The sequence below is a fragment of the Fervidobacterium pennivorans DSM 9078 genome, assembly GCF_000235405.2.
Taxonomy (GTDB): domain Bacteria; phylum Thermotogota; class Thermotogae; order Thermotogales; family Fervidobacteriaceae; genus Fervidobacterium; species Fervidobacterium pennivorans.
In genome coordinates this window covers 1,461,498-1,483,642 of the sequence record NC_017095.1, presented here as the reverse complement: position 1 = coordinate 1,483,642, position 22,145 = coordinate 1,461,498, and the positions used below count along the sequence as shown (strand labels likewise).

The 22,145-nt window shown below is 40.1% G+C and carries 22 protein-coding genes and 2 other RNA genes; 20 read left to right on the top strand and 4 right to left on the bottom strand.

All coding sequences use genetic code 11. The features are described from left to right. Nucleotides 1–23 precede the first annotated feature (23 nt). The 6 genes from FERPE_RS07120 to FERPE_RS07095 all read left to right on the top strand — a co-directional run bounded on the left by FERPE_RS07120 (nt 24) and on the right by FERPE_RS07095 (nt 4,379). A complete protein-coding gene (locus FERPE_RS07120) occupies nt 24–2,012 on the top strand; it encodes an early set domain-containing protein (RefSeq protein ID WP_014451959.1) in 1,989 nt (662 codons plus the stop codon). 151 nt (nt 2,013–2,163) lie between these two features. Beyond that, nucleotides 2,164–3,342 (top strand): 6-phosphofructokinase, encoded by a 1,179-nt coding sequence (locus FERPE_RS07115; RefSeq protein WP_014451958.1) that lies wholly within the window; start codon nt 2,164–2,166, stop codon nt 3,340–3,342. Between the two features lie 25 nt (nt 3,343–3,367). Next, nucleotides 3,368–3,589 carry a hypothetical protein gene (locus FERPE_RS07110; RefSeq protein ID WP_014451957.1) on the top strand — a complete coding sequence of 74 codons (222 nt, stop codon included), beginning with the start codon at nt 3,368–3,370 and terminating at the stop codon, nt 3,587–3,589. A 152-nt stretch (nt 3,590–3,741) separates the two neighbouring features. After that, entirely contained in the window at nt 3,742–3,942 is a 201-nt protein-coding gene (locus tag FERPE_RS07105) for a DUF1659 domain-containing protein (protein ID WP_014451956.1), read from the top strand. Continuing rightward, nucleotides 3,939–4,157: a DUF2922 domain-containing protein gene (locus FERPE_RS07100; RefSeq protein WP_014451955.1), complete on the top strand. Its 219-nt coding sequence runs from the start codon at nt 3,939–3,941 to the stop codon at nt 4,155–4,157. Before FERPE_RS07105 ends, FERPE_RS07100 begins: the two co-directional genes overlap by 4 nt. Nucleotides 4,158–4,184: 27 nt before the next feature. Beyond that, on the top strand, nt 4,185–4,379 hold the full coding sequence (locus tag FERPE_RS07095; RefSeq protein WP_014451954.1) for a hypothetical protein: 195 nt from the start codon (nt 4,185–4,187) through the stop codon (nt 4,377–4,379). A gap of 93 nt (nt 4,380–4,472) precedes the next feature. On the opposite strand, the gene FERPE_RS07090 is transcribed toward FERPE_RS07095, so the two are convergent. Together FERPE_RS07090 and FERPE_RS07085 are read right to left on the bottom strand one after the other, a co-directional pair. Continuing rightward, nucleotides 4,473–5,120 (bottom strand): HAD family hydrolase, encoded by a 648-nt coding sequence (locus tag FERPE_RS07090; RefSeq protein ID WP_014451953.1) that lies wholly within the window; start codon nt 5,118–5,120, stop codon nt 4,473–4,475. Between the two features lie 21 nt (nt 5,121–5,141). Beyond that, the gene (locus FERPE_RS07085) at nt 5,142–6,488 is read right to left on the bottom strand and encodes an MATE family efflux transporter (protein WP_014451952.1); all 1,347 of its coding nucleotides are present in this window, start codon (nt 6,486–6,488) and stop codon (nt 5,142–5,144) included. 242 nt (nt 6,489–6,730) lie between these two features. Between FERPE_RS07085 and rnpB the strand changes: the two genes are divergently transcribed. Beyond that, nucleotides 6,731–7,049: RNase P RNA component class A (rnpB, locus tag FERPE_RS10295), an RNA gene on the top strand. 37 nt (nt 7,050–7,086) lie between these two features. Here rnpB and ffs read toward each other — a convergent pair. Next, an RNA gene (gene ffs, locus FERPE_RS10395) (signal recognition particle sRNA large type) lies at nt 7,087–7,351 on the bottom strand. Between the two features lie 118 nt (nt 7,352–7,469). On the opposite strand from ffs, the gene FERPE_RS07080 reads away from it, so the two are divergent. From FERPE_RS07080 to FERPE_RS07060, 5 genes are read left to right on the top strand one after another with little or no spacing between them, the layout of a single operon-like run. After that, nucleotides 7,470–8,102 carry a cyclodeaminase/cyclohydrolase family protein gene (locus FERPE_RS07080; RefSeq protein ID WP_014451951.1) on the top strand — a complete coding sequence of 211 codons (633 nt, stop codon included), beginning with the start codon at nt 7,470–7,472 and terminating at the stop codon, nt 8,100–8,102. Beyond that, on the top strand, nt 8,083–9,207 hold the full coding sequence (gene tgt / locus FERPE_RS07075; protein WP_014451950.1) for a tRNA guanosine(34) transglycosylase Tgt: 1,125 nt from the start codon (nt 8,083–8,085) through the stop codon (nt 9,205–9,207). The genes FERPE_RS07080 and tgt overlap by 20 nt, the downstream gene beginning before the upstream one ends. Then, nucleotides 9,182–9,955, top strand: coding sequence for a hypothetical protein (locus FERPE_RS07070; protein WP_014451949.1), 774 nt, complete (start codon nt 9,182–9,184; stop codon nt 9,953–9,955). The genes tgt and FERPE_RS07070 overlap by 26 nt, the downstream gene beginning before the upstream one ends. Nucleotides 9,956–9,994: 39 nt before the next feature. After that, on the top strand, nt 9,995–10,531 hold the full coding sequence (gene pyrR, locus FERPE_RS07065) for a bifunctional pyr operon transcriptional regulator/uracil phosphoribosyltransferase PyrR (RefSeq protein WP_014451948.1): 537 nt from the start codon (nt 9,995–9,997) through the stop codon (nt 10,529–10,531). Continuing rightward, nucleotides 10,528–11,202: a TIGR00266 family protein gene (locus FERPE_RS07060; protein WP_014451947.1), complete on the top strand. Its 675-nt coding sequence runs from the start codon at nt 10,528–10,530 to the stop codon at nt 11,200–11,202. The genes pyrR and FERPE_RS07060 overlap by 4 nt, the downstream gene beginning before the upstream one ends. Before the next feature lie 29 nt (nt 11,203–11,231). On the opposite strand, the gene FERPE_RS07055 is transcribed toward FERPE_RS07060, so the two are convergent. Continuing rightward, complete coding sequence (locus FERPE_RS07055) at nt 11,232–12,449, bottom strand: IS110 family RNA-guided transposase (RefSeq protein WP_014450884.1); 1,218 nt, start codon at nt 12,447–12,449, stop codon at nt 11,232–11,234. Nucleotides 12,450–12,673: 224 nt separating this feature from the next. Between FERPE_RS07055 and glmM the strand changes: the two genes are divergently transcribed. The 8 genes from glmM to FERPE_RS07015 are packed head-to-tail and all read left to right on the top strand — an operon-like array spanning nt 12,674 to nt 22,123. Then, nucleotides 12,674–13,978 (top strand): phosphoglucosamine mutase, encoded by a 1,305-nt coding sequence (glmM, locus tag FERPE_RS07050; RefSeq protein WP_014451946.1) that lies wholly within the window; start codon nt 12,674–12,676, stop codon nt 13,976–13,978. Next, nucleotides 13,975–14,283 (top strand): metal-sulfur cluster assembly factor, encoded by a 309-nt coding sequence (locus tag FERPE_RS07045; protein ID WP_014451945.1) that lies wholly within the window; start codon nt 13,975–13,977, stop codon nt 14,281–14,283. The genes glmM and FERPE_RS07045 overlap by 4 nt, the downstream gene beginning before the upstream one ends. 57 nt (nt 14,284–14,340) lie before the next feature. Then, on the top strand, nt 14,341–15,159 hold the full coding sequence (prmC, locus tag FERPE_RS07040) for a peptide chain release factor N(5)-glutamine methyltransferase (RefSeq protein ID WP_014451944.1): 819 nt from the start codon (nt 14,341–14,343) through the stop codon (nt 15,157–15,159). A gap of 43 nt (nt 15,160–15,202) precedes the next feature. Continuing rightward, nucleotides 15,203–15,655 carry a 50S ribosomal protein L9 gene (gene rplI / locus FERPE_RS07035; RefSeq protein ID WP_014451943.1) on the top strand — a complete coding sequence of 151 codons (453 nt, stop codon included), beginning with the start codon at nt 15,203–15,205 and terminating at the stop codon, nt 15,653–15,655. Between the two features lie 36 nt (nt 15,656–15,691). Next, nucleotides 15,692–16,528 (top strand): MBL fold metallo-hydrolase, encoded by an 837-nt coding sequence (locus FERPE_RS07030; protein ID WP_014451942.1) that lies wholly within the window; start codon nt 15,692–15,694, stop codon nt 16,526–16,528. Nucleotides 16,529–16,576: 48 nt separating this feature from the next. Next, complete coding sequence (locus FERPE_RS07025) at nt 16,577–17,770, top strand: metallophosphoesterase (protein ID WP_014451941.1); 1,194 nt, start codon at nt 16,577–16,579, stop codon at nt 17,768–17,770. After that, nucleotides 17,767–20,442, top strand: a complete 2,676-nt coding sequence (locus FERPE_RS07020) for a CBS domain-containing protein (protein WP_014451940.1) — start codon at nt 17,767–17,769, stop codon at nt 20,440–20,442. The genes FERPE_RS07025 and FERPE_RS07020 overlap by 4 nt, the downstream gene beginning before the upstream one ends. Nucleotides 20,443–20,473: 31 nt before the next feature. Continuing rightward, a complete protein-coding gene (locus FERPE_RS07015; protein ID WP_155804127.1) occupies nt 20,474–22,123 on the top strand; it encodes a penicillin-binding transpeptidase domain-containing protein in 1,650 nt (549 codons plus the stop codon). Nucleotides 22,124–22,145 lie beyond the last annotated feature (22 nt).

Below are 22,145 nucleotides of genomic sequence, written 5' to 3'. Positions count from 1 at the left end.
GTGAGGATTAGGAGGTGCGGTTGATGAAGCTTTCGATATTTTCAAACTTGAAAAAGGCACTGTTTGTTGTTACTTTAATTGTTCTACTTTCAACATTGTCGTTTGCAGGTGTTACTTACAAAGACGGAAAGGTTATATTCACATTTAAAGCTCAAGCTAACGTTGTTTATCTGGCAGGTACATTTAATAACTGGAGTCCAATAGCATGGGCGATGAAGTTAGTTGATGGGGTTTGGACCTACGAAGCGGAATTAAAACCTGGAACCTACCAGTACAAGTTTGTTATCGATGGCAAGACCTGGAAAGAAGACCCGGAAGCCCCAGCCTATGTGGATGATGGGTTTGGTGGCAAGAACGGAATCTTCACACTTACAGATGATGGCAAGATAGTAGCTCCGGAAGGAACAACTCAAGCACAAACTCAGCAAGGCGGAAAGAAGTATATACTGAATGAAAAAAGAGAAAACACGATATTTGTCGATGCTGATGGTTATGTGATTATCCGTTACTACAACAAAGACGCAAAACAACCTTACATTGCTGGTTCTTTCAACAATTGGAAAGCAGACGATACTCCGCTTTATTTTATCGAGGATGGATGGTGGGAAGCAGTATTGGAACTTCAACCTGGCGTATACGAATACAAATTCGTTGTTGACGGTAATTGGATACCCGACCCAAATGCGTTCGCATATACCGATGATGGTTTTGGTGGACTGAATGCAGTTATCGAAGTTGCACGCGAAGGTGGAAAACTTGTTGTAAAGGCACCAGCAACAGCAGTTAAGGAAGGAAAGCAAGAAGGATCTAAAGTGGAAGAAAAGAAGCCTGCAGCAACGGTAGGAAAGGTCACACCGGGATTGTCTATCGTTGATGGTAAGGTTGTTTTTGCAGTAAAAAAAGAGAATGCTCAAGAAGCTTATCTTGCAGGTTCGTTCAACGGATGGAACCCAAGGGCACAAAAGATGCAACTTGTCGATGGATATTGGGTGACAACACTTGCTCTACAACCAGGTGTGCATAAGTATAAATTCGTTTTTGTGATTGGTGGAAACGATGTCTGGGAAGAAGACCCACTCGCTCCAGCATACGAGCCAGATGGATTTGGTGGCAAGAACGGTGTATTCAAACTCGTTGAAAAAGATGGAAAGCTTGCTATTGAAGGAGTAGAATCGCAAGCAGGGGGACTACCGGTAAAAGGGAAATACGAGTTCACCTATTCGTTTAAGTTGGATGCGACTAAATATTTGATTTTTACAGGTGCGCCAACCACTAAGTTGACACTGATGTTCGTTCCAAATTCAGACATCACAGTGTCCTTGGTTTACGGTGGAGCAACTGTCGACAGCGCTTTGTTTAACCTAAAGAACGATAAACTTAATGTTGGTTTCCATTACAAAACACCTTGGAATTTGCCCGCCGGAACCAAAGCCAAGGATACAGGCTTAGTTTTCAGTTATAAAGTAATGGAAAAGGTTTCTGTCATCTTCGGATTGGGCTACACGAGCAACAAACTTCCGATGGTCGGTGGTTTAGAATACAACTGTTTAACGCTCGTGGCGGCTTCTGATTATTACGCAACCGGTTATTCTGTTGCAGCAAGATACGATATAGAGAAGCCGTTCGGTCTTTCCGTCGAAGGCCTGTATAACTTGGCTAACTCCTCATATTACGTCGCTATGAGTTTTTCAACGGAACAGTTTGCGATTTCTGGAAACTTTGATGGAAACAAATTTTACGCAGAAGGACAAACAGGAATTTTTGGGTTTGGCCTATATGCTAACGGCACATACACGCTCGGCTCCAAAAATTACACGGTTTATGGACAAATCACTGTAGACAAATACAAATTCGGAATAGGTTACGAAAAGTCATCAACCACCAACGCAGTTTCAGTTGTTTTGGGAAGATTTGATGATGTTTCTGATGTCAAATTGACCATCAGAAACACAAACTTGCAAAACATAATGGGAGCAACAACGCTAATACTAACCGGTGTTGTTAATTTCTAAGTTAAACTGAATTAGCGTTTTTGAAAACTCTTTAAATTTGTAACCCCGGACTATGTTTTGGAACTAGTCCGGGGTTTTGTTTTGCTTTGAGACTTTTGTGGTAAAATATCGATAAGTGTGTTGTGGAAAATGTAGATTGGAGGGGTAGCTTATGAAGGCGTTGTACGCACAGTCTGGTGGTGTTACAAGCGTTATCAACGCAAGTGCCTATGGTGTTATAGATGAGGCAAGAAAGAACGGTTTGGAAATATACGTGGGAATTAACGGTGTTACGGGTATTTTGAAGGAGAGATTTCTGGATGCAACAGAGCTTGACATAGAATTTTTGAGGTACACACCTGCAGGTGCGTTTGGTTCTTGTAGAAAGAAGTTAAAAAGTGATGCTGATATAGAGAAGCTTTTTGAGATTTTTAGGAAAAATGATATTAGATATTTCTTCTACAACGGTGGCAACGATTCTATGGACACCGCTTGGAGATTGCAGGCCGAAGCACAAAAAAGAGGTTACGAATTGAAAGTTGTTGGAGTCCCCAAGACTATTGATAATGACCTTCCACATACAGACCATTGTCCCGGATACGGCTCAGCCGCGAAATATATTGCTATAGCTATGATGGAGGCTGCACTTGATTTAAGAAGCATGTATGTGGACTCTACTCAGGTTTTCGTCATGGAAATCATGGGAAGACATGCTGGTTGGTTAGCAGCTGCCGCAGCTTTAGGTTGGGTAAACGGTATCGGTGCAGATATTGTGTTGTTACCAGAAGAGCCGTTTAATAAAGATGAATTTATTTCTGCGGTAGATAATATTGTTTCCAGGAAAGGTCACTGTGCTATCGCTGTTGCGGAGGGTTTGAAATATCCGGACGGGTTCTTTGTCTCCGATATGGGATACACCGATAGTTTTGGTAATCGCCAACTTGGAGGTGTTGGATTCACGATTGCTGGTATGGTTAGGTCTGAGTTAGGACTAAAAACCCACGTGGCAATCCCAGATTATTTACAAAGGAGTGGGAGACATATTGCAAGCGCGACAGACGTCCAAGAAGCTGAGATGTGTGGAAGAATGGCCGTTAGATATGCTTTGGAGGATAATTACGGTGTTATGGTTACTATGGAGCGCGTTTCGGATGAACCGTATGAAATTAGATACTCTTCTGTTCCTCTGAATTTGGTTGCGGAACAAACAAGGATGCTCCCAAAAGATTATTTCGACAAGTTCATGGTAACAGAAAAGTTCTTCAAATACGCACTACCATTGATACAGGGAGAGCCGTATCCACCATTCAGAAACGGACTGCCGGATTACAAGCTGTTGGATTTAAAGTAATTTCTCACGAAAAGAGGGAAAACTCATGTGGATATTCACACTCATAGGTATTTTGGTTGTTGCGTTAATAGTGATTTCGATGCTTCCATTTTTGACGCCATTGCTGGTTTGGATAATAGGTATTGTTATTTTTCTATTAATACTTGTTCTCGCATCCCTTTTCTTGGCTGCACTTGTGCCTATCATAGCCATAGGATTTTTGGTCTGGATAATCTACAGTGCAGTTAAAGGATGGAAGAAAAAATAAATAAACAGAGTATATGCAAAAGCCCAGGGATTAACAAACCTGGGCTTTTTGTTTGTAAATTTCATGTTAACGGCCCATTTGACGTAGATACATCTCATTGCCTGCGCAGGCAAAGAAATATAAATGCAACTTTTGCGAGTGGAGGTGTATTCATGAAGAGGTTAGTTTTGAGATGGGTAGTAGGGTTTGATGAAAACAACGAACCTATCTATAGAAGACAGAACATAACAGTTTCGGATGCTTTTAGTCCAGAAAATGCGCAAACGGTTGTTTCGATACTTGACAAATATTCAAAATACATGTGTGAAAGCGCTCAAATTGTCACAACCGAAAGTGTGGGTGATGGATTATGAAAAGACTCACATTAATGTTTAGGAAAAGCGAAGGAACTCGAACGAGGACCTATAGGCTGAATATCCCAGAACCTATTGACAATATTAATCCTGCAGAACTTGAACAAGACATGCAACAACTTAAGCAACTCGGCGTGATACCGGAGGGATTTGAACCAGACGAAGCAAGGCTAACGGAAACCAATGTGCAGATTTTGGTTAATTTGATTCTCTAAGAGTTTGAAAAATAGTGGGTGAGTGTGATGAAGTGGGTATGGGACATTCTCAAGCTCTTCATGTACCTTGTTGAAAGACCTGGTGAAGGAGAAAAAAAGAAAGCTGAAGTCATGGAGCTTATGGATGAGCTTTACGATGAACTGAACATCCAAATTCCAAGGGAAGTCTACCACTTAATTGTATCTTCTGCGATAGATTACTTGGCGTTGGTGTTATTCTGATTGATCTAGTGCTTGTATCTGTTTGAATTAAACCAAATATAGATTAAAAAGCCCTGAGGGTGCGGAATCCTCAGGGCTTTTTTCGTTGGGTTATTAAAAGACCTGCTTCCATTTTTCTGTTTCATTGATATGTATAAATTTGATTCCTACCTTTTCGCAAGCCATGTCAAATTCTGTGTCACCTATCATCACACATTCGTCTGGTGAGAGATTTAGTTTTGCCATTATCTCTTTGAAAAACATTGGATTTGGCTTTGCATACGTGCTATTTTCCATATGGGCGACATACAAAAACATTTCTGGTTCTAAACCTGCAAATTTTATACGTTTGTAAGTTGCAATCTTTGGGAAGAGCGGGTTAGATGCGAATATCAACTTTTTATCAGTTTTGCTTATCAGTTCGATTAGTTCTTTCTTAGGTTTCACAATTCTTGAGAGCTGGTCGAATTCGGTTTCATAGAAAGCATAGAATAGCTTTATCCAATACTCTGGGGATTTTCGCGAGCTTTGAGAAATCGCCATGGTGAACTTTTCAAAAAGGTTCTTATCATTTGCGGTATTTTTGATAGTTTCTTCAACAGAGGACATAACCAATTGCAAGAGTTGGTTAAATTCAATACCGGATTTTTTCGAAAGTAAAGTGAAATATTCTTTCAAAAACTCCGATTCTGCGTTTTCTATAATAGTCCCGTCGTAGTCCAAGAATATGTATTTTACGTTATCGATTGTTTTTTTCTCCATTCTTTAACCTCCTTAAAGTTTTTAAACAACAGCTTTCTTCCAATTTGAGAACTTGAAGAAGGCGTAGGTTACAAAGAAGACTATCAAATTGCTTATTATCATACCAACAAAAATCCCCTTGAATCCCATGGTTGTTGCAAGCACGGCAATTATCGGAATTCTAATCCCCCACAGCCTTAGTATATCACCTATCATTGTTAGCACGGTCTTGCCTGCACCTATGAGTGCATTGTTGTATATCATGTAGGATGTGAATATCGGCATTGAGAATGAGATGTACTTAAAAAATATGTCTCCCATTTTTATAACTTCAGGGTCGTTGATAAAAAATTTCGTTACTTGCTTTCCGTAAGCGAATGTGAGGACAGAAAGGAAACCTATAATAATAACGTTCCAAAAGAAGGCGGTTCTGACCGTCCTTTCAGCATCTTCGAATCTTCTTGCTCCTATGAATTGTCCAACCATGGTTGATACTGCTCCAGCTAAACCGAAGGAAATCATTGATACAAGGTTAGTAACCCTGTTACCTATACCGTATGCACTTATCACTGCAGGTCCAAACATTGCTACGTATTTCATGATAACCGCAAAACCAGCAGACGTAACTGACATACCTATTGCACTGGGAAGTCCAAGCTTCAAGATTAAAGATATCATCCTCCATTCGGGTTTGAAATCTTTCCTCTCGATTCTTACAACAGCCCTTTCTGAAAAAACGTGATTAACGCTAATTGCTGCTGCCACGAGCCTGCCAATATTCGATGCCCATGCTGCTCCGGCAACACCAAGCCTGGGGAATGGACCTATTCCGAAAATCAAAAGAGGGTCGAAAATCATGTTTATAACGTTCATGTAAAGTATCATGCGCATTCCGAATTGTGAGTCTCCTATCGCACGCATAATGGAAGTAGTCGTGTTGAGTATGAATACAAGGGGCAGACCTATTATGTCAACAACATAATAGCTAATCGCGTATGGAATAACTTGAGGGTTTTTAGAACCGACAATGCCGTAAATAATAGGTTTTGTGAAGGCAAGTCCCAAGACTGTAGATAGAAGCCCCGTTATAATCGTTACTAAATACAATTGACCGGATGATTTCCTTACACCTAAGACATCTTTTTTTCCAGCATATTGGGAGACAATTGCTATGCCTGCCTGTGAAAAACCCATCGCGAGGGAAATGAATGTGAAAATAACAGGCCAAGTGACGGTTGACGCGGAGAATTGGATTGGTCCAAGTTTACCAAGAAAGTAAGAATCTACAATGTTGTAAATAGTTTGAAATGAATTTGAGATTATCAATGGCCAAGCTAAATGAAAAATGGAGTATTCTATTCGTTCGTTCAACACATCAACACGAGCCATTTAAAGAACACGCCCCTTGTATCAAAAATTTTAGATAATTCGTATTACGAACAATGCGTTTTTATTCTAACATAAGTTATGGGAGATGGTAAAGTCCTTTTGATGTTGAAAAGCCAGCAATCACGAAAAATATATCGCTAGAAAATACTATTAAAGCAGTCTAAAAAGCATTTTTCTTGAATTATTGATGAGGACGATATATAATTATTCGGGTTTGAAGAAATGAGTATAATAAAAAGTTCCGAGGGGAGCGGACAGGCGCGGGCAGCCGCACATGGCTGACCTGAGGAAAGTCCGGACTCCGTGGGCAGGATGCTGGCTAACGGCCAGGTGGCGCGAGCCACGGATAGGGCCATAGAAACGGAAACCGCCCTTTTGTAGGGCAAGGGTGGAAAGGTGAGGTAAGAGCTCACCAGCGGTGCAGCGATGCACCGGCTTGGCAACCCCCATCCGGAGCAAGGCCAAGCAGGGGGTCGGGTGGCTCCGCCCATATTCCCCCGGGTAGGCCGCAAAGACAGATGCCTGTCTAAACAGAATCCGGCTTACAGCTCCCCTCGGGTAAGTTAGTAATCTTAGGGGTATAAAATAAAAGAGGGTGCCGTACACCCCGCTTCGACTTGTCCAGACCCGGCCGTACACATCCTGCATGGCTCCAGCCGGGCACCCCCACGGCACACACTTACCTACTTAGGGCTGCTTCCTTCCGGACCTGACCCGGTTCGTAGGCAGTTGTTGCGTGGGACCCAACCTTCGTTGCCACCGGATGTGCCGGTACCGAACCCGGACAGCCTCAGTCGGGGAATTCAGCCCCGCTAAGGTGGGTTTCGGGTTACAGGGGACCACCAACCCCCCGCTTAGTACGGCACCCTAATGAATTGTATCACGTTTTTTAGATTTTTCAATTGTACATTTTGTGGTATAATGTTTTTGTATGAAGAAGTCGTTTTTACAGTCACTATCAAAAAAGGAGGGGGCAAGGCTATGGATATTGATATCAGAAAATTAACAGTTGAGGAACTTTGTAATAAAGTGAAGGAAAAAAACCCTGTTCCTGGTGGCGGAGCAGTTGGTGCTGTTGTTGCTGCACTTGGAGCTGCACTAAATTCAATGGTTGCTAATCTTACACTCGGAAAGAAAAAATACGAAAATTACGAGGGGCTTATGCAAGAAGTATTGGAAAACATGGAGCTTGTTCTTGAGAAGACTCTGAGATTGGCTTCTGAAGATGTCAAAGCTTTTGATAAAGTTATGGAAGCTTACAAGTTACCGAAAGAGGACCCCGAGAGAGAATTAAAGATTCAAGAAGCCCTAAAAAAAGCTGTTGAAACACCTTTTGAACTCGTTGAGTGCGCAAGAGATATTCTAAAATACAGTGAAATTGTTGCAAAATGGGGTAACCAAAATGCGGTATCTGATGCGTACAGTGCTGCGGAATTAGCAAGGGCTGCATGTAAAATTGGTGAGTACAATGTAGTAATCAACCTTAAATCAATAACAGATGAAGAATTCAAAAACAAAGTACTTGATGAGATGTACGAAGTTATGGGAGAAGCAAAAGTTTACTACGAAAGAATACAGGAGTTGATAAAAGAAAATGGGTTCACTAAGATTTGAAGTTTTAAAAACTGTTGGTAACGCAAGACGTGGGAGGATGCACCTCCCACATGGTATTGTTGAAACACCTACATTCATGCCGGTTGGTACGAACGCAAATGTGAAGTTGGTAACCCCGCATATATTAAAAGAAAACAACGTTCAAATAATTCTCTCGAATGCATTTCACCTATATTTGAAACCAGGATTAGATGTCATCCGAGAATTTGGCGGGCTTCACAACTTCATGAACTGGGACAGACCGATTTTAACCGATAGTGGTGGTTTTCAAGTATTCAGTCTCAAGAAGGGTCAGAAGATTACGGACGATGGCGTATGGATTATGTCTCCGATAGACGGTTCAAAGCATTATATAACACCAGAGTTATCGATGGAGATACAAGCTACCCTTGGTTCTGATATTGTTATGGCATTTGATTATTGTGCTGACCCAAAGGATGGATACGATGAGGCAAAAAGGTCTGTTAAGCTTACAACAAAATGGGCTAAGCGAAGTTTGGAACATTTGAGACGGATTTCTCATCAAGCGATTTTTGGCATAATCCAAGGTGCTATTTACGAAGACCTCAGAGAGATGAGTTTGAAAGAGATTACCGAATTTGATTTCGATGGATTTGCTATAGGTGGGTTAAGTGTCGGTGAACCTCACGAAGTAACGTTAAAGATGGTTGAGTTTATAGGTCCAAAAATGCCTCCAGATAAGCCTAGGTATTTCATGGGAGGTGGTTCCCCAGATTTGTTAGTTGACTTAGTAGCGAGTGGTGTTGATATCTTCGACAGTGTCTTTCCAACACGAGTTGCTCGGCATGGACTAGCAGTTACCTGGAATGGAAAGTTCAATATCCGCTCAGCTAGATACAAATACGACAAAACACCCATAGATGAAAACTGCACATGTTACACGTGTCGTAATTTTTCAAAAGGATACATAAGGCATCTGTTTGACAGAGAAGAAGTATTGGGGCAGATACTTTTAACAATTCACGACATACATTTCATGATGGAATTTGGAGAAAAGATGCGTGAAAGCATAGAAAATGGAACTTTTTACGAGTTTCGAGAGAAGGTGAAGAAGGCGTATGAAAAGCAAGCTTCAGAAGGGTAAGTTTTACCAAAATGTGGTTGTTTTGTCTTTACTAATTTTAGCATCTATTGGATACTCGTACTTTAATGAAAATCCTGTCTATTTCTTATCTGGTAATAGCTCGTTTGCGTTTTCGGTCACAGTGCAGGAACATGCGAGTTGGAATTTAGGAGTTTTTTGGAGACAAATAGAGCGGACGCTTTTTGGAGAGCTTGGCTACACTACGGATTCAACCTATGCGACTGGTGTTGTCAATTACAGACTGGTGGATATTTCAAAATTCTATGCGCTGAATATTAAGTTCAAAATACTTCCACTCGATGCAAAAATGTTGAGTTTGGACGCAGGCGGATTAATCAAGGTGTCGGATTCTTCAATTCTAAGTTTTGCAGTATACAACTTGGTTCTCTATTCTGAAAAGCAAGAGAACTCTTTACCTAGTTTGGAGGCGGTCTTCAACCAGTCCGTAACAAATCAAACTGGCGTGAAGATTGGTGTCAGTAACATCGGGGTTGATTATTTGAGATTCACATTGGGCATAGCCATATCTAAAATAGCACCTTTCAACGAAATAATTTTTTCATACGTGCCAGTGTATTCATTGTCGGGTGGAACGCTATACCACAGTATCTATGGTAAGACTAATGTGATAGTTGATAACTACATATTTGAACTAAGCGGTTTTTACAACCTAAGCGAGAATATTTCAAATTACGAAGAACTGAAATCAAAATACGGACTGAAGATAACCCTTGCATTCAATATGTAAGACATAAGATAAATATGCAGATACGGGAAGTGAGAAAGCATGGTGAAAATACTCGGTGAAGATGATATAAGAAGGTCGTTGATGCGTATATCACACGAGATTTTGGAAAAGAACAAAGGTGCCGAAGATTTGGTCATTATAGGTATCATCACACGCGGATGGTATCTTGCTAAGAGGATAGCTAAAAATATATCGATGATAGAAGGTGTGGAATTACCTGTTGGAGCATTAGATGTCGCACCGTTTAGAGATGATGAAAAGAGAACTTCAAAAGAAGAAGATAAGAGTATCATAAATTTCAGTTTGCAAGGCAAAAAGGTAGTTCTTGTTGATGATGTCCTTTTTACAGGTAGAACGGTTAGGGCGGCAATGGATGCTATTATCTCGCGTGGTAGACCAAAATCCATTCAGCTTGCTGTACTTATCGATAGAGGACATAGGGAATTTCCAATACGACCAGATTACGTAGGTAAGAACATTCCAAGTTCAAAAGAATTGGAAATTGTCAAAGTCAGGTTGAAAGAGGTTGATGGTGAAGACGGCGTTTATATATTGAAAGTGGGGGAAGATGTATGAGAGGCGAGATAGAATTTAGAGGTAGTTATGCACTCTTGAAAGTATATCTTGGACCGGGTGAACGAGTAAAGGTAGAACCTGGTGCGATGGTTTATATGAAGGGTCCTGTTAATGTTGAAACGTCGACAGGTGGTGTTTGGAAAGCTTTGAAACGAGCTGTTCTTGGTGGGGAAAGCTTTTTCATGAACACGTATTATTCATCCGGTGACGGAGAAATTGGTATAGCTCCAGAATTGCCTGGTGATATAGAGACCGTTCATGTGAATGGTACATTATTTGTTCAGTCAACATCATTTTTGGCTTGTGATGCTCAGGTGGATTTAGATGTTTCATTCGGAGGTTTTAAATCCTTCTTTGCAGGTGAAGGAATATTCTTGCTTAAGCTTCAAGGATACGGTGATGCTGCCATTTCTTCCTTTGGGGCTATCAAGATACTAGAATTGCAAGTTGGGGAAAAGATAACAATTGATACGGGACACGTCGTAGCCTTTGATGGGAGTGTTAACTACAGTGTTAGAACTTTTGGCGGGATAAAGTCTACACTTTTTGGTGGTGAAGGTCTTGTCTGCGATTTTACAGGACCTGGGAGAATATATGTTCAAACAAGAAATTATCCTGCGTTTGTAGAATGGATAAAATCACTAGTTCCTCGCGAGACTGGAAGTAGGTGATACAACAAATGAAAATATGTTCAAGGGAGTCAACTATGTAAAATTAAATTTTGAGTAGAAGACGAAAATGTATGATCGATGTTGAATTTCTCGCGCTTTTTCATCATAGCAAATATCGTCCTTAGCAATTTGTGCGCTACACTCATCATCGCTTTTTTGTATACTAACCCTTGCGCTCGTTTTCTTTGAAAATATGCTTTAAAATATTCGTTGTGTCTCACTACATTCACACTCATCAGCCAAATTATTCGTCTCAGGTGTGCATTGCCCCTTTTGGATATACGGCTTTCTCCTTTGTGTTTGCCTGATTCATCTACGCTTGGGTCAAGCCCACAATAGGCAATTAGTTTTTTGTAAGTGCTAAATCTTGAAATATCGCCAACTTCGGCAAGAAAATACAGTGCGCTATTTTCACCAATTCCGTCAATGGACGTGAGTATTTCAACATCTTGATTAAGCGAAGCACATTTGCAATATTCTTTGAGCATCTCATCAAACTCATTAAGTTGCTGTTGTAAAAATCGAAGTTCCTTGATAGTTTGAATAAGAATCTTCTCTTTCACTGGCCAATACTGAGCGATGGAGTTGTTAGCAAGCTCTTTAAGAGTTTCTGGGGTAAGTTTTAACTTTCTACCGATTGTTTTTGAAAAGAAAACACGTAGAGAATCAATGGAGGCTTTTTGGATAGCTTTAGCAGAAGGGAAAGAAGAAAGCAAATCCAAGATAGCATCATTGTAGATGTTGGTCACTTTTTCAAGTTCAGGGAAGAGGAGAGAAAGAAGCTTTTCGATGTCGTTTTTGACTCTTGAGATTTGATGAGTGATGCTTTCCTTTTTCCTTGCAATATCCCGAAAATCTGAGTTGAGGAAAGAAGAAGTAGGAAGAATGTGATGGGTATAGAAGATGGTAAGAGCAATAGAGCGAGCATCGATTTTGTCAGTTTTAGTTTTCCTAAGCCCAACGGGAAGAGATTTGTTAACAAGCAAAGGATTAAGAACGACACAAGAGAAATCATTGAGAGAGAGGAAAGAAAGAAGGTTAAGATGGTAACAGCCAGTAGACTCCATAGCGATAAGGACAGAAGACTTAGGGAAAACGGAGAGCTTTTGAACAAAGGAGGAAAACCCTTGTTTGGACATATCGAAAGCAGATTCGAAGATGATAGAATTAGGATTTTGGATAGCACAGGCGTTGAACTTATGCTTGGAGATGTCAATACCGACAAAGATGGAGAAGTTTTGAGACATACTAAAACCTCCTTTCGATTGAATAGGTTAAAAGGCGAGGGCAGGGGCCTGCTGAACCAAACCTCCAGTGTGACGAGGGTTAAAAACCCAACCAACTTATCATGGTTAAAGGCAGGCGACAGACTCCCGTAATGGCTTGAAAGCCAAGGGACACTAAGTCGTCCTGCCCTGCCTATTTTTTGACTAAAATATTTATACCATACTTTTACGTAGGAGGACTTCTTATGAAACTGTTTGGGACAGATGGAATAAGGGGAGTTGTTAACGAGGAGCTTACTCCGGAAATAGCGTTCAGGTTGGGGAATGCGCTTGGAAAATACGTTAGCAACAGGATATTTATAGCCAAAGATACAAGGGCAAGTGGGGATATGTTGGAAGCAGCTATTATAGCTGGTGCGACGGCTGCAGGTGCAACAGTTTACCGGTGTGGTGTGCTTCCAACTCCTGCACTGGCGATTATAACCAAACTCGAGGATGCCGTAGGGGTAATGATTTCTGCTTCACACAATCCTCCTGAATTCAATGGATTAAAGGTTATCTCGAAAGGTTTTAAGTTGCCAGATGAGGTAGAGGACAATTTGGAAAAACGGATGAAAGAGCTTCATTATGTTTCTTACAGTGAGATAGGTTGCGTAGTTGACTACAAGCTTGCTTTTGAGGAATATGCAAACTACGTTATTCAACAATTCCCAAATTTAGATTTGTCAGGTTTGAAGATATTGGTTGATGCCGGAAATGGAGCAGCGTATGAAACAACACCTTATGTTTTAAAACAACTCGGAGCAAAAGTAGAAGTGATTAATAATAATCCGGATGGTTATAATATAAACGTAGATTGCGGTTCTACAAACCCGGAACAAGCCATGAAACGGATGACCAATCACAATCTTGCGATACTCCACGATGGGGATGCTGACAGGTGTATCTTGTTAGATGAGAGAAAACAGGAAGTCCATGGGGATAAGATAATGGGAATGTGCGCAGTTCAAATGAAAAACGAAGGTCGATTGAAAAACGACATCGTTGTAGGAACTGTACTTTCCAATATGGGACTCGAGGTCTTCCTTAGAAAACACGGCGTTAAGCTTCTGAGAGCTAAGGTTGGGGACAGATACGTCCTTGAACAAATGCTTGAGCATGGAGCAAATCTTGGTGGTGAAAGAAGCGGGCACATAATCTTCTTGGATAAGTCTACGACAGGTGACGGGTTAATAACTGCGTTGGAGACGATAAGAACTATGGTTTTAAGTGGTAAGGAGCTTTCGGAATTAGCTGATGAGGTTCCAGATTATCCACAAGTAATGCTTAATATCAAATGCAAAAACAAACTCGTCGTGGAACACAAGGATGTGAAAGAACTTATTGAAAAATACAAGCGAGAGGATACCGATATAATTGTCAGACCTTCTGGGACAGAACCACTTGTCAGAGTCTTTGTCCAGGGACCGGACGAAGAATATATCAACAACGTGGCATATGAGATAGCTGGAAAGATAGAGGAACTTGTGAAAGGAGAGGAAAACGCATGACAAAAGAAGAATTGAAAACAGCGGTGTGGAACAAGCTTAAAGAGGTCATTGATTGGGAAATAGGACTTGACGTAGTAACACTTGGTCTTGTTTACGATATCCAGGTCGATGACCAAAACAACGTCAAAGTGCTTATGACGATGACAACCCCTATGTGTCCACTTGCTGGTGGGATTATGAGCGATGCAGAGATGAAAATAAGAACAATCGAAGGCGTGAACAATGTTGAAGTCGAGTTAACATTTGACCCACCATGGACACCAGATAGGATAGACCCTATCATACGAAAACAACTCGGGATTTAGTAAAGCACGCCGTAGACCTGTATTCAAATTCAGAATTTCAAGTGTTGAGAAGTCCCTATGAAATTTTCTCAAATCGTGCAGGCTTACAAAGACAAAGGGCTTCCCGAGCGGGAGGCTCTTCTTTTGATTGCAAAAGTGCTAGGAAAGAAAAAAGAATACGTAATTGCACATTTCTATGACGAATGTCCAGAGGAGTTCCTTGAGTCTGTAATAACACTGTTTGAAAAGCGACTCACAGGATACCCACTCCAATATATCATAGGAGAAGTCGAGTTCTACGGTAGGACTTTCTACATAGAAGAAGGCGTTCTCATTCCCAGGTGGGAAACGGAAGGGCTTGTTGAGTTGAGTTTGGAATACATAAGAAAGTACAAGCTGAGAAAAGTTTTGGATATCGGAGTTGGGAGTGGAGTTATTGCGATAACGATAGCCTTAGAATGCACTAATGACAAAGAGCTTTCCGCACTAGGAGTGGAGGTTTTTGGAACAGATGTAAACGAAAAGGCTATAGCGTTGGCAAGGAAGAATGCAATGCGATACTCAATAAAATGCGATTTTAGATTAGGGGAATACGCAGAACCTTTCAAGGATGATTGGGATAGTATAGATATTATAGTTTCCAATCCACCATATGTGAGAAAAGGTACGCAACTTCAAAAAGAACTTGAATTTGAGCCACAAGAAGCACTTTTCGGTGGTGAAGATGGATTGGAGTTTTACAAAGAATTCTTCAAACGTTACGAAACCTCAGGTAAAATTGTTATAATGGAGATAGGTGAAGACCAAGGCGAGAAGTTGAAAGCACTAACAGGTGGTGAGGTGTTGAAAGACCTCGCAGGGAAAGATAGGTATTTGATAGTGAACAAGAGGGGTTAAGCAAGGTAAGTGACAAGACTAGAAAAAAGGAGGTAAATCGTGTATGAAAATTGTTCTAATGCAGGATGTTCCCAAACTTGGCAAGAAGGGACAAATTGTCAATGTCTCTGATGGATATGCAAGGAACTTCCTTATCCCAAAAGGTTTAGCTAAAGAAGCTACACCAGAGGTTATTAAGGAGTTGGAAAGGCAAAAAGAAGAGGAGAGAAAAAGACAAGAAGAACAAAGAAAGGCAAGTGAAGAACTGCTTTCCGAACTTCAAAAGCATGTTTTCAAAATCAAAGTAAAAGCTGGAGAAGGTGGCAAATTATTTGGCTCACTGACCAATTCAAACATCGCAGAAGAGATAGAAAAGGTGTTAGGAAAGGAATTTGATAAAAGATGGATATCTCTTGAATCTAATATAAAAAGCGTGGGGCTTTATGACGTAGTCGTTAAACTACCAGGCGGTGTTTCTGGAAAGATAAAGGTGGAGGTAGTAAAGAGCGAAGATTAAGAAAGCTCATGCAAAAAGGAGTTGAAGAGTCGAAATATGAATATAATAGCTTTTTCCAAGGCACTCTATTCCACGTGGATTTATTATTCACCTGAGCGCATTCTTTTCGATGCTGGTGAAGGCGTCGCAACGATGCTAACAAACAAAATTTATGCGGTTAGACACGTGTTTTTAACGCATGGACACGTCGACCATATAGCAGGCTTATGGTCAATAATCAATACCAGAAACAACGCAATGGGAGATAGAGAAAAACCTCTGACCGTTTATTATCCTTCTGGTAACAAGGGAATTGAATTATATGCGGACTTCCTTAGGAAAGCAAATAGCGAGCTACGGTTCAAACTTGATTTTGTCCCATTGAAAGATGGAGAAAAGGTGTTTTTGAGAAATTCGACAACAACTAATCGTTACATAAAACCATTCAGTGTCGTTCATACCTACAGTGAAACAGCTTTTGGATATCACCTAATCGAAGTCCGCAGGAGATTGAAGGAAGAATACAGAAACCTTCCGAAAGAAGAAATAACAAGGCTTGTAAAATCATACGGAAGCGAGAGTGTAACGGAAACTTATGAAAAGAAAATTCTCACCATATCTGGTGACACCATTTTACTAAAAAAGGAAGATGTAGCAGATACGGAGATTCTCTTTCATGAATGCACATTTTTGAAAAAAGAGGACAGAAAATTTAACAACCATGCCTCTTTGGACGAAGTTATAGAACTTGTTAAGGATGCAAACGTTCAAACACTTATTCTGTACCACATATCTTCAAGGTATATAAGGAGCATTGAAAAGGTCATCAAGAAAATACAGATTCCTGGTACAAAGATTTTGTATGTTCATCCCGAAAGGGTGTTCGAGTTTTGAAGACACGCGTGGGGAGTTTTTAAGTGTAAAAGGGGTTGAAGCTGAGCGTTGAGAAATATAATATTCATAAGTGACCTACACATTGGTGATGGGAGCAGTAAAGACGATTTCAGCCACGATATGCTTTTCAGCAGTTTCATAAACGAGTGGAACGATTTGGAAAACCCAGAGCTTGTAATTGTAGGCGACGGATTCGAAATACTCGAATCCGAAATGGTTCGTCATGCAGGTTTAAGACCGTTCTGGGAGATTGTTCATTCACTCGATGGGGAACTTATAAAACTCATAGAGCATGTCCATCCAAAGGTATTCGAAGCGCTATCAAAATTCAAGGGGAAGATTAAATACGTAATTGGTAACCATGACTACTATATTTTGAAAAACAAAAATTTGCAAGAAAATTTGAAAGAACGAATAGAAAATTTGGAAATCGTTCCGTATTACTACGACGAACAAACACACATCCTGGCCGTTCACGGTAACCAATTCGATGCTATCAACAGGTTTTTGGAGGTAGACGGGGAGATAATTCCACCGCTTGGGGATTTTATATCAAGGTATATGATGATAAATTTTGACGATGTCTTAAAAGAGTACTTACCTGATGAAGTGGTGAGTGATTACGATAATGTTAGACCAATTCTTGATGTCTTCCAGTGGCTTGAACAAATCTCGAAAATATATAATACGGGTGTTGATTTGCTTAAATTGTGGATAGACAATTTTATAACAATGATGCGTGAAGAAGAGGCAAAATATTGGATGAAAAAGAGTTACCCATTCTTGAGTAAGTTATCGATACTGTTTTTGAACAAAATTGGTGGCATAAAGCTGGGCGAACTATTAGTACGTGCTGTTATGAAGACCAGAAACTTAAAGAAAACCGATTATCTAAAAAAAGCAGCAATTAAGATATTTATTAATCCGGAATGGTTTTTCAACAATATGAATGGGTATGTGGATAAAGCTGACACAACTGGAATTCAAGACTTTAATGATATACAAGGAATCGTTATGGGACATAACCATAAGCCGGGTTTTGAACTGATTAAGATAAAAAATGACGTGAAATTCTATGTCAACTGTGGTTCTTGGAAGCCAGTTGTCGAGAGGAAATCAGGGAACATATTTCAAAGATACTATGAGGTATTTTATGCAATAGCACGCGTTGACAATTCTGGAGAAATCGAGATTATTACAGGCTCAGTCAATAATCTCAGGAAAAAGGAAGTGATTGGTTGAAGGTTATAACCACCCACAATAATCCTGATTTCGATGGTTTTGCTTGTTGCGTAGGAATGAAAAAACTCCATCCTGATTTTGAAATTATCATTTCAGGGGTCCCAATGCAAAACCTCAAAGAATACCTCCGATTATACGAGGACGTGTTCCCTTACTTAACAAGCGAAGAAATTGCGAAAGTTGAAGAGGGGATAGAAGAGTTAATTATTGTCGATACTCCAGGTCTAGAGAGAATTGGCGATGAGATTAAAAGAAAACTGAAGCCTGATGCTAAGATAACAATAGTTGACCATCACCCTGATATTAGAAATGATGAACATTCGGAAATCTCAGTTGGTAACACTACTTATAGTTTTACTAAAATTATCAGGCAAACAGGTGCAGCTGCAAGTATAGTAACAAAAATGATGAAAGAACTTGGAATCAAACCAAATAAAATGGAGGCAACGTTACTTGGAATTGGTATTTACGAAGACACTGGTAACTTGCTATTTTCAAGCACTACTTTAGATGATATTGACGCAATAAGGTATTTATTCGAACATGGGTTGGAAGTAGAGATAGTAGCCGAATACGTAAAATTCGACCTGACAATTGACCAGAAGTTACTACTCCAAAATCTTCTTCAAAACACTCATACCCATATAATTGACAATCATGTAATCACAATTGCTTATGCGGAAACAGAGAAATTCATTGGTGGACTTTCGGCAGTGGTTGCGAAATATTGGTATGCACAAGAACCAGAAACACTCATCGTTGTGGTGAGAATGGGTAAGAAAGTCTTTATTGTAGGACGAACGAAATCGCCAGACGTGGATATAAGGGGGTTGGTAAGTGAGTTTGGAGGCGGTGGGCACAGGCAAGCAGCTTCCGCTACCCTTTCAATGGTGGCCGTTGAAGAGGTTATACACAAAGTATTGAGTTTGCTTCCAAAGTATATTTCCTCGGGTCTCAAGGCAAAAGATATAATGTCTTCTCCTGTTAGAACAGCTTTGGCCTTCGAGACTATAGAACAGGTAAACAAAATAATGGAAGTAACCGGTCACAATGGTATACCTATTGTTGAGGGAGACCGACTTGTTGGAATCGTAACTAAAAAGACAATTGAAAAGGCGATTAACCATGGTTTAGGTAAAAGACCTGTAAAATCGGTGATGACATCGAAACTTATCACAGCAAAGACTGATACACCCGTGAGTACTCTAAAAAAACTCATGATTGAACACGATGTTGGAAGAATTCCGATTCTTGATGAGAACAATATACTCGTTGGAATAGTTACAAGGTCCGATATCATAAGAGCAAGTCAAAAACAGCTCGTGCAAATGTCTCAAGAACAAGAGCCCAGCTTTAATTTCAAAAACATTACCGAGATTATCTATGAAAGACTCGATAGAAGAATTATTAATTTATTGAGACTCATCGGTGTGTACGGAAATGAGATGAAAATGCCTGTTTACGTGGTTGGAGGATTTGTCAGGGATTTGCTTTTGAATATTCCGAACTACGATATCGACATAGTGGTAGAAGGGAACGGAATAGAATTTGCAAAATACGCTGCGAAACAGCTCAATGCAATTGTAGTTCCGTATGAAAAATTCTATACGGCAACGCTTGTTTTTAAAGATGGGTTTAAAATAGACGTAGCTACAGCCCGAACGGAATACTATGAAAAACCAGGAGATTTACCACAAGTTGATGTGAGTACGATAAAGAAAGACCTTTACAGGAGAGATTTCACGATAAATGCGATGGCTATAAAATTAAATCCTAATGAGTTTGGAGTTCTTTACGACTTCTTCAATTGTCAGAAAGATTTGGAAGAGGGTATCATAAGAATTTTGCACAACCTTAGCTTTATCGAAGATCCAACACGGATGATTCGAGCGGTTAGATTCGAAACAAGGTACAACTTCAAAATAGAAGAGCATACACTCGAGATTCTGAAAAGAAACTTAGAAGCGAATTACTTAGAAAGGGTATCCGGTGCAAGGATAAGACAGGAGATAGAGAAAATATTGGAAGAAAAGCAACCTTTGGTTGCAGTAAGGCGCTTAGCAGAACTTGGCATTTTGAAACATATCTTTCCAAAAACTTATTACACACCCACGATGGACGAAAAGTTGGAGAGAATTTTCAGATTTCTGCCTTTAATTAAGCAAAGGTATCAAAATATAAGCGATTTCTATGCGATATCAACCGTGCTTTTGGAGTTTTACGACAAGGAAACTTTAGAGTTTATGAGAAATCGCTATGGATATCCTAAGAAGTTCATAGAGAGTTTGAAATTTACTGAGAATATGATGTTACCACTGAAATCAATGGTTGAATCAAAACTGGCTTTTTCAGATATTTACAAAGTTCTTGGTAAGGGCAATCCGTATATATTTATACATCTTTCTGCATACTTAGACGACGATGGTCAGCAGTACCTTATTAGGTACATAGATGCTATTCTTAGTACAAAACTCGAAAAGGTCACTGGAAAATACGTTATGGAGAAATTCAACCTCAAGTCAGGTCCGTTGATAAACGAAATTCTTGAAAAGTTGTATGCAATGAAATTAGACAACCCAAGTCTTGATGAAGTTTCGACTGTTGAGAAGATATTTGAAGAAACTCAAAATAAGATAAAGCAAGCAGAAGTTTCTGAAAATACGAATCGATAAAGGTTACCTTAACTGATGTGGGTGATTGCCAGTGGCTGAGAGTTCGATGAGGAGATACATACCATTCTTCATATTTTTTGCCATGTTTTTCTATGTAATTTTTGGGCTTGTAAAAGTTCAGATAATAGACCGACCGAAACACGTAGCACTCTTGAACTCCCTACTTGCTCGAAGCTTTTACAACAGAGGACTTCGTGGGACGATATATTCCTCAGATGGAGTTAAACTTGCTTGGAGTGAAAGGATACCAACACTCGTTTTGAAGAAATACACAGCGGAAGATGAGAAGCAACTGAGAAAATACATCGACGACTCTCAAATTGCTGTTTTGAAAAACAGCGGTAGTGTAGAAGTTACATGGGAACAGGCGTTTGTTTTGCAAAGCAAGGGCTATCAAATAGTTCCCATTGAAAAGCGCAAATCGTATAGTTTTCTTTATCACATTGTTGGTAGTGTAAACAAAGATGGCGAAGGTATTGCAGGACTTGAGTATGTTTACAATGAGGTGCTCAAGGGCAAATTGTCAGTGTCATACGGTATCAGGTCGCCGAGTGGAAAATATAGTCAAGACATCTTAGAGAATCTTGGAGAAAATGGTTTGGACCTCCAGACTACAATCAATTTTAAGCTCCAGAAGTATGCATACGATTTACTTACAGAACTTGCTACACCTTCCGTTATCATAGTAAGTGATGTCCGAACAGGCGATATCCTTGCAATGGTTTCGTATCCTTCACCGGATGTGGATTTGAACGAAGTTGATACACTTACATGGGAGAAACTGGTTAATGACCCGCTGAAACCATTGCTTAACAGAGCCATTTCAAACGTTTATCCACCAGGTTCTGCTTTTAAGGCAATAACAGCCATCGCTCAGATGCTCTACGGTCATCCATCTACACTTTCTTGTAGCGGAGTGTTTCACTACAGAGATTCAAAAGGAAGGATCACCGCAACTTACAAAGATTGGTTTATTACTGGACATGGAGTTGTAGACTTGAAAAAAGCAATACGCGTATCATGTAATGTATATTTTTACAACGCAGCTTTAGAAGTTGGGATTGATAAGCTTGTAAATGTTGCAAAAGCATTTTACCTTGACCAGAAAACGGGTATTAATTTACCAGGAGAAGTTGCTGGAACTCTACCGTCACCAGAGTGGAAATTAGAAAGATTCGGCGAAAAGTGGTATCCTGGTGATACTGTTCTTTTCGGAATTGGACAAGGCTTTCTTGATTTTACACCCATTCAAATTCTCAGCCTTTATAACACGATAGCTAACAAAGGCATATTTGTCAAACCAAGACTTGTTTTGAACGAGGAAATTTTAACCAAGAAAGTAGCGCTAGACATTCCTGAACCCGTATGGGATACCTTAATAGACGGACTGGAACAAGTGACAACTGTACAAGGACCCGCTTCCAGTGGTGGAACGGCTGCGAAAAGTTTCGAAGGTTTTAAAATCACCGTTGCGGGTAAAACAGGTACAGCTCAAACGCACAGTGGTCCTCCCCATGCATGGTTTGTGGGCTTTGCACCTTCAAGGAATCCAAAGTATTCTGTTGCTGTATTGGTAGAAAACGGGGGAAGTGGAGGACAAACCGCAGCTCCAGTAGCTCGTAAGGTATTCGATTTTATGCTGGAAAATGGTTTCTTTGATGAAGAAGAAAACGAAAAATAGGAAAACAGGAGGGAAATTGAGA